Consider the following 15,442-nt stretch of genomic DNA (forward strand, 5'->3'; position numbering starts at 1 on the left):
AAACGAAAACAGTCCCGATATCTTACACAAAATTTGAGGTCGATGTTAGCAGATTAGATGAATTATTGGTTATCAAGCCTGAAAAATTTTTATGCTATAGTGAATTATTCTGTTTGAAACCGCTCGAATCAATTATTTATTACTTACCTCTTCTTATAGGTAAAAATTATCACCCACTTATTACCTCTACGAGCTGACTCACCACTGAATTTATAGTTGTTTCGCTATATAATAAACAGTCCCAGCATCGTGCTTACGCCAATATTGAGATTTGACCATGACGCCAACTACCGCTCAAAACACATCCGAAACCAATGCCGTGCAAACCATCTTGAGCACGCTCACTGATACCCATGATTTCGATCCCAGCCAAATCAAAACTGATGCTGAGAGTTTAGAGCACTGGGGTAAAGACTGGACCAAGCACTTTGCCCCTGCTGCATCTGCTATCGTCTTTCCAAAGACTACAGAGCAAGTGCAATCCATCGTACTCCTTGCCAATGAGCACAACGTCGTCCTAACCCCCAGTGGTGGTCGTACAGGACTCTCTGCTGGTGCTGTCGCTGCTAATGGCGAGATCGTCGTCAGCATGGATAAAATGAACCACATCGGACAGTTCTATCCTGCCGATCGAATAGTTGAAGTCGAAGCCGGTGTGGTCACCCAGCAGTTGCAAGAATTCGCTGAATCAAAAGACTTATACTATCCTGTCGACTTTGCCTCAGCAGGCTCTAGTCAAATCGGTGGCAATATCGGAACCAATGCTGGCGGTATCAAAGTCATTCGTTATGGCATGACCCGTCAATGGATTATGGGTCTGACTGTTGTCACTGGTAAAGGTGATATCTTGCAGCTAAATCGCGGCATGGTAAAAAACGCCACAGGTTATGACTTACGTCAATTATTCATCGGTAGTGAAGGCACGCTTGGCCTTGTCACTCATGCGCAAATCAAGCTTGAGCGTCAGCCACAAGATTTAAACGTTATGGTGCTTGGCATGGACAGCTTTAACGATGTCATGAACGTGCTCTCTGCCTTTCAAGCACAAATTGATTTGACCGCTTTTGAATTCTTTGACGATGTAGCGATTGATAAGCTGATGGCACATGGTCAAGTACAAGAACCCTTTGAATCACGTACCAAGTTTTATACGCTATTAGAATTTGAAGCACCTTATGAGCCAATCATGGATAAAGCCATGGCCATATTTGAGCACTGTATGGAGCAAGGCTGGGTCGTTGATGGGGTGATGAGCCAAAACCTCACACAAGCGGCAGAGCTGTGGAAGCTACGCGAATATATCTCAGAGACTATCTCAGTATTTACCCCTTATAAAAACGATGTATCGGTGCTGATAAGTCACGTACCGACCTTTATCGAAGAGATTGATCATATTGTCAGCAGCAACTATCCAGACTTTGAAGTCTGTTGGTTCGGTCATATCGGCGATGGTAATTTGCATCTGAATATCTTAAAACCTGAGAATATGAATAAAGATGATTTCTTTGCTGAGTGTCAGGTCGTCAATAAATATGTGTTTGAGACGGTACAGAAATATGGTGGTTCAGTGTCTGCTGAGCATGGGGTTGGTATGACAAAGAAACCGTACTTGCACTATAGCCGCAGTGAGACGGAGATTGATTATTTACGAGAAGTCAAAAAAGTATTCGATCCAAACAACATTATGAACCGTGGTAAGATTTTTGATATGTGATTAGATGTTTAACACTTATCTCAAATAAAAAGACGCTAAACCGAGAGGCTAGCGTCTTTTTTTGGGTTTATAATTCGCAGAAACTACAATCTATAAATATAACAGTATTAGTGCAACGATCAGTAATATGCTCAAAAACCCTTGAATAATCAGAAATGCCTGATGCGGTGCCGCGATATGACGCACCATATTACCCAATGCATTATAAGTAATACCTGCTGCTTTAATGTGGGGTGGGCTATCGAAATTTTTGATAATTTGCAAAAACTGCTCAGTTCGATCAGACGACCAACCATGCGGCGCAAAGGGTAAAAACGGAGATAGTTGTACGGCCTGTTTCTTGGTCGCGGGTGACCATAACCAACGCTCCAAAAACAGCAAGCGCATACGCCAGTCGGCAAAGCTGCGATGATTGATGACTTGTAGCAGCAACACTTCTACATTCTTATGACGACTATCGACAAAGATACGCTCTTGCAGATTAAATACATCTGACTTTTTACCTTCAATACATTGCAGGAAGTGACCATTGCCGTAGCATAGCGTGCCTGTGATGTTATGCTGCTGATTGTAGTTACGTGCGTGGCCTTCTACTTCATCAAAAATAGAGGTGCTCAAGCGCGAGCCAAGAGTCAGCGTACTGACATAGACCAACTGAACCAAAGCGGAATCATCTATGTCATCCCACTTCATGATTCTATTGGTATGATTTAAAGGCATAATAAAATAATCCTAAGAAGCCGATGAGATACGGCTAAACGAAACAAGCAACACAATACTATGCCTGAGTTGAACCAAAAAATTGACTCACAAAAACGTAGCAAATATTTACTACGTGAGACTGTTATTACCGTTACAGCTTGCTATGATAACAAGCAAAACAAAAGGTACTGATAGATATTATTTAGATTCTATATTGAGATAATAAATAGCAAGACAGTCGCAGGTACAATGATAATGCAGAGTTAGGCGCTTATCGGTGCTCACAAACCTAATAGATATAAAGCGATATAGAATGCGGCAGTCGCTATCCTTTAATCCTATACGTTAGTCAAAAACAGTACTAAATATAGTGAGCAAAACAGTCTAAGATATCAACATAACCTATTGTAAATATGGCAATAAATTATTGTAACGACAATATCTTCCTATTGGAATGTTTTTATTACTTTTTTGCACAAAAATCGGCACACCAATGTGCTATGACCCCATTATTTGATACCACTACATTCAATAGCTATTTAAAACAGGAAACTTATGAGTAAGATGGAAAAACTAGATGATTTTCACCTCACGATTGCTGAGATTAAGAAAAAAGATTATCCACAATTAAAAGCCTTGATGGATCGTGTCTATGTAAACTTGGGTGGCGCATGGTCAAAGACAACCATTCATACTTTGATTGACGCGTTCCCTGAAGGTCAGATTGCTTTGTTTGATCATGATCAGCTGATTGGTATTGTGCTCTCTATGCGCGTTGACTATGCTAAGTTTTCAAATCCGCATACCTATGACGATTTGATTGGGCAAAAAGAAATCATCAGAGACAATCCAGAAGGTGATGCAATTTATGGTTTAGATGCACTCATCGACCCTGATTATCGTGGCTACCGCCTCGGTCGACGGCTGTATGATGCACGTAAGGAGCTATGCCGACAGTTAAATTTCCGCGCTATCTTAGCCGGTGGACGCATACCTAACTATCATAACCATAAAGATCTGACTCCAGGCGAATATATTGATGCCGTTGAAAGCCGTGAAATTCACGATTCAGCTTTGTCGTTCCAGCTATCTAATGGCTTTATCGTTAAACGTATTTTGACCGCTTATCTACCAGATGATAAGCAATCAAAGGGCTTTGCTACCTTGCTTGAGTGGGCAAATATCTACTACGAGCCTAAAGACTATAAGCCTAATACTCGCAAGTCTGAAGTGCGTATTGGTGGTATTCAGTGGCAGATGCGTGAAGTCGAATCACCTGAAGAGCTACTGCAACAGGTTGAGTTTTTTGTCGATATCATGGCTGACTACAACTCAGACTTTGCTTGCTTACCAGAGTTTTTCAATGCGCCATTGATGGGTCTATGCGAAGAAACCGATCAAAATATCGCTATTCGATTTTTGGCAGGTTATACCGAGTGGTTCAAAAACGAAATCTCGCATTTAGCCGTCAGTTATAACGTCAACGTCATTACCGGTTCGATGCCGTTACTAGATGAAGACGATACCTTGTATAACGTCAGCTATTTATGCCGCCGCGATGGTACCGTTGAAGAGCAACGCAAAATTCATATTACCCCGCATGAGCGCAGCGCTTGGGTAATCGAAGGTGGCGATGAAGTCAAAGTGTTTGATACAGATGCGGGTCGTATCGGTATCTTGGTCTGCTACGATGTTGAGTTCCCTGAGCTTGCACGTCTAATGGCACTTGATGACATGGATATCTTGTTTGTGCCCTTCTGGACCGACACCAAAAACGGCTATCTACGTGTCCGCCACTGTGCACAAGCCCGTGCTATCGAAAACGAATGCTATGTGATGATTTGCGGTTCAGTGGGTAACTTACCGCAAGTTGAGAGTTTGGATATTCAGTACGCTCAATCGTCGATCTTTTCACCGTCAGATTTTGCATTCCCACATGATGCGATTATGGCAGAGACCACTGCCAACACGGAGATGGTGTTCTTCTCTGATGTAAACTTAGACAAGCTTACTCACGTTCGTCATGAAGGCTCAGTACATAACCTGATTGACCGCCGTGATGATTTGTTCAGCTTAAAGTGGAAGCGCAAGGCCAAAGTGCCAGCGAGCAAATTGAGTGATGAGCAGCGCCTTGAAAATTCAGGCAGCGTGCTTATTGGTGATCCATTACAAAACCGAGCGCAAAAGCCGTAGTTAATTGTAGTTAGTTATGGTCGGTTGACGTCGCACACTTATAGTAGACTTTATAAATAATACGGCTGATTTTCAGCCGTTTATTTTTATCTATTGTCTACTCTTTGTGCAATGATCATATAGGCAATTACCATAAGATAAGCAGTGACGATAGGCCATCATTTGAAAATAACTGAAAACAATATGCAAACTAAAAAGCGGATGTCATGACGACTGATATTGAGCAAACAGAAATAAAGCCAAAGAAGCAGCCGAAGCGAAAGATCATTTCGATACTTAAAACGATAATGTTATACGGTCTCATGTTTGTTGTGATCTATAGCGTGGTCAATTGGTGGCGACAGCCTGTCATGCCTGCCAACCCTCAGTTGCAACTGACCGATTACCAAGGACAAACTATCGATCTAGCGGCGATGAGTCATGAGCGGCCTACGCTGGTATACTTTTGGGGTACGTGGTGTTCAGTCTGCAGCTTTACTTCGCCCACAATCAATAAACTAGCAGCAGATAACTATCCTGTTGTCACTGTTGCCGTACAGTCCGGCTCAAATCAAGAGTTACACAGCTACCTCGATCAGCATCAGTTTGATTTCACCACCATAAATGATCAACAAGGCAATATCTTTACAGATTGGCAAGGACAAGTCACACCATCTTATGTGGTATTAGAGAATGGTGAGATGACACAAGGGCTAACAGGGATTCAGCCATTATGGTCATTGAAACTGCGCTTATGGTTAGCATCTGTTTTTTAGCACTTGTGACGTACTTCATGCTTCAATAAATCATTATGCGAAGAGATTATAGTTACGTCTTTGCCAATGATATACGGCGCAGGTAAAGGATTGATATTGGACAAAATTGGGTCGACCTCGCACAGCTCTTTTTACCCTACCCTTTTTGTCATATAATAGCTGCCGATCTAAATATTTTTTTGAATTATTTTTACTAGCATATTTTATGTTGCAATCGTCTCGTTACCATTTATTATTGACGTAACTATTTACCGACTAATGAGCGACAATGGGTATTTATTGACATGATGGTTGATAAACCGACTATGATGAGCAATATACCTACTATTAGTAATTAAGCATTATCAATACCGCGTGACACTCAGTACTATATTGAACTACATTGAACATCGAGCCTTGTATCCGGTTTTGAACCGACACACAAACCTACCTTTTAAAAAGATACCTTCTATGACTGATAAAAGCACTGACACACCAAGCCAAGATTACAAAGATACGCTGAACCTTGCGGATACGCCATTTGCGATGCGCGCAAACCTTGCCAAACGCGAGCCAGATTGGTTAGCTGCTTGGGAAGCAGATGACGTGTACGGTAAAATTCGTCAGGCGCGTGCTGGTGCAACCAAATATATTTTGCACGATGGCCCTCCATACGCCAACGGTCAGATTCACTTGGGTCACGCAGTCAATAAAGTACTAAAAGACATTATCGTGAAATCAAAAACCCTATCGGGATTTGATGCTCCTTATGTCCCTGGTTGGGATTGTCATGGTCTGCCAATCGAACAAAAAGTCGAAGCTAAGGTCGGTAAAGTCGGTCAAAAAGTGTCTGCGACCGAATTCCGTGGCCTATGCCGCGAATATGCGAGCACTCAGATTGAACTGCAAAAGGCAGACTTCAAGCGCTTAGGTGTGTTTGGTGATTGGGACAATCCTTATCTGACGATGAACTTTCATCAAGAAGCTAACATCGTGCGTGCGCTTGCCAAAATCTATGACAATGGTCATGTGACTCGCGGTATGAAGCCAGTTAACTGGTGCTTGGACTGTAGCTCTGCCCTAGCAGAAGCAGAGGTAGAGTATCAAGATAAAGTCTCTGATGCGATTTATGTCAGCTTTGATGTACTCGGTACGGATAAAGTAGCCGCATTGGCAGATATCGCAGATAATATCGCTGCTGTTATTTGGACCACCACGCCATGGACACTACCTGCCAACCAAGCTATCTCAGTACATCCTGAGCATAACTATAGCGTGGTTGCTACCGAAAAAAGCAACCTATTACTCGCAGCGGATCTTGTAGAGACTGCGCTAAACGAACTTAAACTAGAAAATAACGGCATCCTAGCAACCGTATCAGGCAGCGAGCTTGAAGGCCTACATGCCCAGCATCCACTAATTGCAGACCGTCAAGTGCCGCTCATTTTGGGCGATCATGTGACTACTGATAGTGGTACTGGTCTGGTACATACTGCACCTGGTCACGGTTTAGACGATTATATCGTTGGTTTAAAATACAACTTACCAGTAGAAAACCCAGTAAGCGGTACGGGCGTTTATTTAGATAGCGCTGCTGTATTTGCTGGCGAGCATATCTATAAAGCCAATCCAAAAATCATCGCTGCCCTACATGACAATGGTCATTTAATCAGCCATACCAAAATTGAGCACAGCTATCCGCATTGCTGGCGTCATAAGTCGCCAATCATTTTCCGTGCTACGCCTCAGTGGTTTATCAACATGGAAACCAAAGGCTTACGTGCTCGCGCGCTTGCTGATATTCCTACAGTCAACTGGACTCCAGCGTGGGGACAAAACCGTATCGAATCAATGATGACGGGTCGTCCTGATTGGTGTATCTCACGTCAACGTACATGGGGCGTGCCGATCACTTTCTTTACGCACAAAGAAACAGGCGAGCTACATCCAAACACGCTTGAGCTGATGGAAACTGCGGCGCAAAAAATCAATGAAGGCGGCGTAGAAGCGTGGTTTGATGCTAGCTGTGAAGACTTCTTAGGCAGTGAAGCCGCTGACTATGACAAAGCAACTGACACATTAGACGTTTGGTTTGACTCAGGTACGACGCATTTTGCCGTACTTGATCAACGTGATGAGTTGACCAATCCAGCTGACATGTATTTAGAAGGCTCTGACCAGCATCGCGGCTGGTTCCAGACGTCACTGCTGACGTCAGAAGCGATGTATGAGCGCCCACCGTTTAAGCAAGTATTGACCCATGGCTTTGTGGTCGATGAAAACGGTCGCAAGATGAGTAAGTCACTTGGCAACATCATCACCCCGCAAGAAGAGATCAATAAAACAGGCGCGGACATGCTGCGTTTATGGATTGCTTCAAGTGACTATCGTTATGAGATGAGCGCAGGTAAGACGGTCTTTAAAGGTGCGATCGATATGTATCGCCGTATCCGTAACACCTTACGTTTCTTGCTTGCCAATACCGATGACTTCAATCCAGCGACTGATAGCATTGATATCAACGAATTGGTTAGCCTTGATAAATTCATCATTGAGCGCGCACAAACCGTACAAGCGCAAATCATTAGCGCTTACGATGCGATGGACTTTCACCAAGTCACTCAGCACGTCACTGCGTTTTGCTCGCAAGACTTGGGTAGCTTCTATCTAGATATTATCAAGGATCGCCAGTACACCACGCAGGCAGATGGACAGCCTCGTCGTTCTGCGCAGACAGCTATCTACCATATCACTCATGCATTGATTCGCTGGATTACACCAATCTTGTCATTCACAGCGCAAGAGGCTTGGGAAGTATTGAATCAACGTGATGCGGATAAAGGCGGTTATGTATTTACTCAAGAATGGTACGAGTTCCCAGCGTTTGAGCTAAGTGCTATCAGCAACGATGACTGGCAGCGCATCATGTTCGCAAAAGACATGGTAAACAAACATATCGAAACTGCACGTGGCGAAAAAATCATCAATGCCAACTTGTCTGCCGACGTGAGTCTATACGCTGACGGTGCTATGCATGAGAGCTTAGCTAAGCTTGATGAAGAGCTACGTTTTGTACTAATTACTAGTAACGCTGCATTAAAGCCAATGAGCGAAGCGCCTGCTGATAGCATCACACAGACAGCAGAAGCAACCGAAACGAATACAGAAGAGGCTGTAGATTTAGTAGTCCAAGTAAGCGCGGCTACTGGTACTAAGTGCGTACGCTGCTGGCATATCCGTGATGATATCGGCACGGATAGCGCCCATCCTGAGCTATGCGCGCGCTGCGTGACCAATGTCAGTGGCGATGGCGAGGTGCGCCATTATGCCTAATCCAACAGATACACCTGATAGCCAGCACAATAAGCCGTCGCAATCTGAAGTCGATCATTCGCCTAAGCCTGCTCATGCAACCACGGGTAGCTCGACCACGCCTAAAAGTCGCCTGACCAAGTCAACAAATAGGACACCAAAGCTGGTGGCCAATGGCAGTCGTGCTTTTGTATGGTATATATTGGCATTGGTTATTGTCATTATCGATCAGTGGACCAAGTGGTTGGCAGAAACCAAACTGACCTTTCATGATCCAGTGCCGGTGATTGAGCCATTTCTCAATTGGACATTGGCTTACAACTATGGCGCAGCTTTTAGCTTTTTGGCAGATGCTGGCGGTTGGCAGAAGTGGTTCTTTTCAGGGCTGGCGTTACTCATGTCGCTATTTCTAATCATTTATCTGATTAAAGCACCTCGCAAAGCTACGCTGTTATCTTTCGGTCTGGCTTTAGTATTGGGCGGTGCAGTTGGTAATTTAATCGACCGCTTATTACATGGTCATGTAATTGATTTTATCCATGTGCATTATGCTGATGTTTGGCATTATCCGATTTTTAATATCGCGGATATCGGTATATCTATCGGTGTACTATTGATTGTCATTGATATGCTGTTTTTGGAAAAGAAGCGTGAAATGCCACGGTCATAATCGTCTATAGCTAGAGATATTAATTCAATTTATAAATAAAGAAGGTGGGTTACGACTACGTAACCCACCTTCTTTTTGTCGATCGTTTTAGTGCTTTCGTCAGACACGTAGCAATACTGCAGATCGTGAATGCAATTATTTATAGAAATTCTGACAGTAAACCAGTCACAGTCTCTAACCCACCACCTGCCAATAGAAACAACAACCCTGCCATGTTCACAACGACGGTCAAATAATAAGTCACTCGAAACTCAGGCTTTTGTGATTTGTGCCGAAGATACGTCTGAGCCAATAGCGCGCCTACCCAACCGCCAAGCGCACTTAGTATATGCAGTGTAGACTCAGGCGTACGCCAGTCGCCACTTTGCGCAGCAGCTTTATCTTTGGCATACATACCATAAGTAATAATCCCTAGCACGACGTACCAGCCGAACACTAGCCAGCTCAATTTATCTGTCGCTGCTAATAAAGCTAAAACACCATAAAAAGCCAGTCCAAGGAACGAGCGTTTCTTTTGGCCCGCTTCAAACTCTGCCTGATGGCTCCGTTTCTGATTGCGCTGACGGATCTGCTGATTTTTTTGTGCCATTTTTTGCTGCACAAACCCAAGCTCTTGTACTTGCGTGACTCGCTTGCGTCCCTCCGCATCCTGTCCAATGCTAAAGACCACTACCTCACCGATATCAGGACGGCGCTTAGCCTTAAACTCACTCACATGAAAGAAGACAGACTCGCCTGCTTCAGTTTCAATAAAGCCAAACCCTTTATCGTCCTGCCATTTTTTGACAGTGCCTTGTTGTTTATTCACTACCGACACCTCATATCTTTTAGAATTGCCAATTATAGTACACCATCTGCGTTACATTATTGACGCTTACATCTGGTCTTAGATGGCTTATTATTTCTTACACTATAATACTGCAATTAAAAAGACTGCAATCAAACACATTATTTTCTATTCTTTTACTCTAGTAACCGATGGCTTTTTATTATGACTCAATCTCAATTTATTAACCCAAATGAAGACACTCGTATCGCTTATGGTAGCCTTGTGAAGTTGCACTTTGAAGTTTCACTAGAGAACGGTACCATCATCGATTCAACCTTTAATCGTGATGCACCTGTGTCTTTGACCATTGGTGATGAGAGCTTGTTACCTGGTTTTGAGCAAGTACTGATGAATCTGCGCGCCGGTGATACTCGTACCGCACATCTTGAGCCAGAGCAAGCTTTTGGTGAGTGGAATCCTGAAAACATTCAACATTTTAGCCGTACTCAGTTTGCGCTAGTCGCTGACAATCCAGAAATTGGCATGATGGTTGAGTTCGAAGACAAAGGTAAAAACACCTTACCCGGTACGATTAGTGCCATCGATGAAGACCAAGTCGAAGTAGACTTTAACCACCCACTGGCAGGACAAGACGTATTATTTAAAGTAAAAATCTTTAAAGTCACACCACCCGGTGTCACTGGTATCAAATTGATGTAAACATCAATAAATACAACTCATCTAAAAATAAATATTGATAAAAAACAGTCAAAAGGGAGACTTATATGCAGTATCAAACGTTACCGCAACTCGATGAAAAAGTATCTAAAATCTGTCTAGGCACGATGACATGGGGACAGCAAAATACTGAGTCCGAAGCACATGAGCAAATGGACATGGCACTCAGTGAAGGTGTGAACTTTTGGGATACCGCCGAGATGTACCCGTCACCACCAGATAAAGACAAACAGGGCGATACTGAACGCTTTATGGGCACTTGGTTTAACAAGACCAAACAGCGTGACAAAGTCATTCTTGCTAGCAAAATATCACCGATGGGGTTTTTGCGTGATGGTCAAACGCGCTTTAACGCCGAGCATATTAGTAGCGCTATCGATGGTAATTTGGAACGTCTACAAACAGACTATATCGATATCTATCAGCTGCATTGGCCAGAGCGTCAGGCGAATTTCTTTGGTCAGAGCGGCTATGATGAAGAGATGGCGGCACAGTCATTAGACGATTTAACCCCATTTTTAGAAACCATTCAAGCGTTGAACGATGAAATCAAAAAAGGTCGTATTCGTGCTTATGGCTTATCGAATGATACCGCGTGGGGACTCATGCGCTATCTATGGGAAGCAGATAAAAATGGCCTAATTCCACCTCTTACCGTGCAAAACCCATATAGCCTATTGAACCGTTTATACGAAGTTGGTATGGCTGAGATTGCCCATCGTGAAAACGTTGGTCTACTTGCGTATTCACCGCTTGGTTTTGGTGTATTGTCTGGTAAATATCTTGATGGCAAACGTCCAACTGGCGCCCGTCTGACCATGTATGATCGTTTCGGTCGTTACGTGAATGAGCAAGCCAAATCAGCTACTGAGCAATATGCCAAGATAGCTGCTGATGCAGGTCTGGACATGGCGCAGATGTCATTGGCTTTTGTAAACTCTCGTCACTTTGTCACCAGCAACATCATTGGAGCGACAACGACCGAGCAACTCAAATCAAACATCGACAGTGTCAATGTGGAGCTAACAGCAGATGTATTAGAAGCGATTGAAGCGGTGCATACACAGCAGCCTAATCCATCGCCATAGTTGGTATTTTATAGAGACTGGATGTTAATAGAGCCTGCTGGATAAATAAGATTATGCATGCTCTATTAAACTTCCTATAAAAAAGGGCGCAAATCGAAACGATTTGCGCCCTTTTATTAACTGGCTGAGATTAGCTATACTAGCTCAACTCTAACTAGCTCAACTCTAAGTAATCATTCTTCAACTGGTGCGCTAAGTACTCTTGAGTGCAGCTCAGCCAACCCTTCATTCATGCGTGCTTGCAATAAATTGGTCAGCTCGCTTTTGTTACGACCCTCTGGATCTATAGGCGCGAGTGGCAATACATAAGCGGTCACGTTTTTGCTATCGAGCACTTTTTTCATACTTTCTTTCATCGTCAGCTTACCATAGTATGGCAATGCGTCGCTTAGTGTGCCGTCTTTATTGACATAAGCGATGATGATCGGTCTGATAGGCACATCAGCGTCAATGGCTGCTTGCAGCAATGTTCCATGAATGCGCTTTACTTTTTTACCACTAGTAGTGGTCGCTTCAGGGAAGAAAATAATCGAAAAACCTTTGGCTAAAAAGTCAGCAATCTGTGCCGATACTGAGCTTGCATCACCGGAGCCACGCTCGATGAAAAGCGTCCCTGCGGCATGGGCAAGTTTGCCAAATACAGGCCATTCACCGATTTCAGCCTTGGATAAAAAGAACGCTGGGCTCACAGTACCAACGACAGGAATATCCATCCATGACACGTGATTCGATACCCACAAGCCATGGAACTGCTCTACAGGTTCCACTTCTACTACTTTTACACCAAAAGAGCCTGCCATCTTGCGGCAGAATGTCTGGATATAGCGTGGTAGGGTTTCGCGTGGTGGCTGCTTAAAGGCACCGATACGCTTCGCCGCGCGTATGCCGCCGACCATAGTCGTGGTCATACCAGCAACCTGTCTACCTCGGCTCAACTGTCGTCTGAGTGAAAAGCTTGATTTAGCTTGGCTCATCTTCGCCCTCATGATTAAATAACGGGTGTTTAATAGTCAAAAAACGAGCCCAGTATAACAAAGTTCGCACACTCAGTGATAGCTTGTTCACTCAGTGAATGCTGACTTTTATACAAATGGGTAATAAAGCAGATTTATAAAAAATTATCCGCAGCAAACGCTGTAACATAAAACCATCGCTAATTATGCTAATACGCTTTAATATCAAGTGATAAGACCATATATAGATAATAATATGAACGCTACATCAAAGCTTCTTGAGCTGATCATAGCGAGACATTTACTTTATTAAATAGGTGATACTCTTTGGATTATTTTGAAAGACATGAAGGTGGCGAACGCGCCATTTTAGTACATTTAGACATCCGCCAAATTCAAGATCCTGACGATCTTAGTGAATTTGAGCTGTTGGCTGATTCAGCAGGTGCCGATCGATTGGCACTAGTCACGGGATCACGCTCGCGCCCTGACGCCAAATACTTCGTTGGTAGCGGAAAAGCAGAAGAAATCGCAGAATTGGTGCGCGAACACGAAGCCGATATCGTACTGTTTAACCACAGCTTGTCGCCATCACAAGAGCGTAATATCGAAGCGCTAGTGAAGTGCCGCGTGTTGGATCGTACTGGTTTAATCTTGGACATTTTTGCGCAGCGCGCTCGTACTTACGAAGGTAAGCTGCAAGTAGAGCTGGCTCAGCTTAACCATCTATCAACGCGTCTGGTACGTGGTTGGACGCATTTGGAACGTCAAAAAGGTGGTATTGGTCTGCGTGGGCCGGGTGAGACTCAGCTTGAGACCGATCGTCGTCTACTACAGACTCGCGTCAATCAGCTAAAGAGCAAACTAGAAAAAGTTCGCCAGACCCGTGCGCAAGGTCGTGCCCGTCGCCAAAAATCAGACGTACCGACCATCTCACTGGTCGGCTATACCAATGCGGGCAAATCTACTTTGTTCAACCGTTTGGTCGATGAAAATATCTACGCTGCTGACAAACTATTTGCGACGCTAGACCCTACTCTACGCCGTCTAGACTGGCAGGGGGTTGGTCGTGTCGTCTTGGTCGATACGGTTGGTTTTGTCCGTCATCTGCCGCATGAGCTGGTTGAGTCTTTTCATGCGACTCTAGAAGAAACGCTAGAAGCAGACTTGTTATTGCACGTCATTGACTCCTCTAGCGAGGACATGCACGAGCAGATTCAGGCGGTCAAGGAAGTATTGGCAGAAATCGATAACGATGTACCTGTGCTCAATGTCTATAACAAGATTGATTTGACTGACGAGCCTGCACATATCGGCTATGCTAGCGAAGGTCAGCCAAACCGCGTCTATGTTTCTTCTAGACAGAACCTCGGTATGGAAGAGCTAACGCTTGCCGTACAGCAACTGCTGACAGGTAAATTGACAACGTTTGATTTGACCTTGCCGTATGATGCCGGACAGTTCAAAAACACTCTATATGAACTGGGCGTTATTGAAGAAGAAAGCTATGACGATACAGGTCGTGAATGTCTGACGATTCGTTTGCCAAGTGACCGTCTAAGACAGCTACTGGGTCAAGCCAACTTAAAACCTATCGATGTGTTGCCGCTTGCACAAGCAACACTGCTGATGCCGGTACTAGAAGAGTTTGAAAAAGTTGATGACGTTGAAGAGCCAACCATGACAGAGGCTGAGGAAAAAGCGTTTGACGAGTTTGATGCATTACACTCAGAAACAGCTGATTCAGAAAAATAATCGTTGTTCCTGTAAAATAACAGCTATTATGAATAGTGAGTCATTTGCGGCAGTAATTGAATGAACGTTTGATTCATACTGTTCGACCACAAACCCTTGTATAGTACGTTAAAATAGAATAGACGATATCCATTGATATCGTCTATTTTTTTTGGATATGACCAGTCACGGTGCATAGGCTTTATTAGTTGCTCCACTCTCTATATAATCGCCTGTTATACATTCAATAAATATTGATAGATAGCGCTAATCTCTCGAAAGTGAATCATTGCTACCATCAGTATGCATAGCATCATTTTCTACGTTGTGTTCTTGGTGTGATCACATACTTTGTTTGGTACACCATCCATTTATATCTGACTTGGCCAGAATTGCTTATGAAGCCTGCTCACTCCTCCCATCTCCCGCTATGGATTTCGTTAATTTTAACGTTGACCATGGTTATCGTTGTCCGAGAGACGGCGGTTGTTCTCTGTCAAATGGCAGGCATCGAAAAAGCGGCCAATATTGTCGGTTTGGTTGCGATGTTTGTCATTTTGATGGCGTGGCGACTGCTCAAGGGGTTACCGATCTGGCTCACACAGGCCAGTAATACATTACTAGTCGATAGTGGTTTTGCCTTCTTACCAGTTTCTGCTGGTGCAGGCTTGTTGCTATTTGCTCTAGGAGATGAGCTATTGGGTGTGATGATAACGATGATCGTTAGTACGCTCATACCACTGTGGGGACTGGCATTATTGGCCAATCGTTGGCTTAACCATGCTGCAAACACTGATAGTACGACTACCACTGAGCAAAAGGGACAGCCGTGAGC

Annotated in this window: 12 protein-coding genes; 9 read left to right on the top strand and 3 right to left on the bottom strand. The window is 43.9% G+C overall.

What is annotated here, in order from left to right:
* Positions 1-277 precede the first annotated feature (277 nt).
* Positions 278-1,714, top strand: a complete 1,437-nt coding sequence (locus tag HCZ91_RS08350; RefSeq protein ID WP_179799021.1) for an FAD-binding oxidoreductase — start codon at positions 278-280, stop codon at positions 1,712-1,714.
* Between the two features lie 90 nt (positions 1,715-1,804).
* Here the strand turns inward: HCZ91_RS08350 and HCZ91_RS08355 are convergent, their stop codons facing one another.
* On the bottom strand, positions 1,805-2,434 hold the full coding sequence (locus tag HCZ91_RS08355) for a BLUF domain-containing protein (RefSeq protein WP_179799022.1): 630 nt from the start codon (positions 2,432-2,434) through the stop codon (positions 1,805-1,807).
* A 537-nt stretch (positions 2,435-2,971) separates the two neighbouring features.
* On the opposite strand from HCZ91_RS08355, the gene HCZ91_RS08360 reads away from it, so the two are divergent.
* The 4 genes from HCZ91_RS08360 (at position 2,972) to lspA (ending at position 9,325) form a co-directional block, all read left to right on the top strand.
* Positions 2,972-4,609, top strand: coding sequence for a carbon-nitrogen hydrolase family protein (locus tag HCZ91_RS08360; RefSeq protein ID WP_134292634.1), 1,638 nt, complete (start codon positions 2,972-2,974; stop codon positions 4,607-4,609).
* A gap of 206 nt (positions 4,610-4,815) precedes the next feature.
* Positions 4,816-5,364, top strand: a complete 549-nt coding sequence (locus tag HCZ91_RS08365; protein WP_179799023.1) for a protein disulfide oxidoreductase — start codon at positions 4,816-4,818, stop codon at positions 5,362-5,364.
* Positions 5,365-5,814: 450 nt separating this feature from the next.
* Positions 5,815-8,676 carry an isoleucine--tRNA ligase gene (gene ileS, locus HCZ91_RS08370; RefSeq protein ID WP_179799024.1) on the top strand — a complete coding sequence of 954 codons (2,862 nt, stop codon included), beginning with the start codon at positions 5,815-5,817 and terminating at the stop codon, positions 8,674-8,676.
* Positions 8,669-9,325: a signal peptidase II gene (gene lspA, locus HCZ91_RS08375; RefSeq protein ID WP_179799025.1), complete on the top strand. Its 657-nt coding sequence runs from the start codon at positions 8,669-8,671 to the stop codon at positions 9,323-9,325. Before ileS ends, lspA begins: the two co-directional genes overlap by 8 nt.
* A 139-nt stretch (positions 9,326-9,464) precedes the next feature.
* Here lspA and HCZ91_RS08380 read toward each other — a convergent pair whose 3' ends face one another.
* Entirely contained in the window at positions 9,465-10,133 is a 669-nt protein-coding gene (locus tag HCZ91_RS08380) for a DUF1294 domain-containing protein (protein ID WP_346342187.1), read from the bottom strand.
* 183 nt (positions 10,134-10,316) lie between these two features.
* Here HCZ91_RS08380 and HCZ91_RS08385 point away from each other — a divergent pair, with 183 nt between their 5' ends.
* Positions 10,317-10,814: a peptidylprolyl isomerase gene (locus tag HCZ91_RS08385; protein WP_179799027.1), complete on the top strand. Its 498-nt coding sequence runs from the start codon at positions 10,317-10,319 to the stop codon at positions 10,812-10,814.
* A gap of 65 nt (positions 10,815-10,879) precedes the next feature.
* The gene (locus tag HCZ91_RS08390; protein ID WP_179799028.1) at positions 10,880-11,920 is read left to right on the top strand and encodes an aldo/keto reductase; all 1,041 of its coding nucleotides are present in this window, start codon (positions 10,880-10,882) and stop codon (positions 11,918-11,920) included.
* 173 nt (positions 11,921-12,093) lie between these two features.
* Here HCZ91_RS08390 and HCZ91_RS08395 read toward each other — a convergent pair whose 3' ends face one another.
* Positions 12,094-12,894 (bottom strand): lysophospholipid acyltransferase family protein, encoded by an 801-nt coding sequence (locus HCZ91_RS08395; protein WP_179799029.1) that lies wholly within the window; start codon positions 12,892-12,894, stop codon positions 12,094-12,096.
* A gap of 306 nt (positions 12,895-13,200) precedes the next feature.
* Between HCZ91_RS08395 and hflX the strand changes: the two genes are divergently transcribed.
* Both hflX and HCZ91_RS08405 read left to right on the top strand, forming a co-directional pair.
* On the top strand, positions 13,201-14,628 hold the full coding sequence (gene hflX / locus HCZ91_RS08400; protein WP_057758442.1) for a ribosome rescue GTPase HflX: 1,428 nt from the start codon (positions 13,201-13,203) through the stop codon (positions 14,626-14,628).
* A gap of 377 nt (positions 14,629-15,005) precedes the next feature.
* A complete protein-coding gene (locus tag HCZ91_RS08405; protein WP_179799030.1) occupies positions 15,006-15,440 on the top strand; it encodes a CidA/LrgA family protein in 435 nt (144 codons plus the stop codon).
* Positions 15,441-15,442 lie beyond the last annotated feature (2 nt).

Origin of the sequence: Psychrobacter sp. BI730 (assembly GCF_013414195.1) — a bacterium.
GTDB lineage: Bacteria > Pseudomonadota > Gammaproteobacteria > Pseudomonadales > Moraxellaceae > Psychrobacter.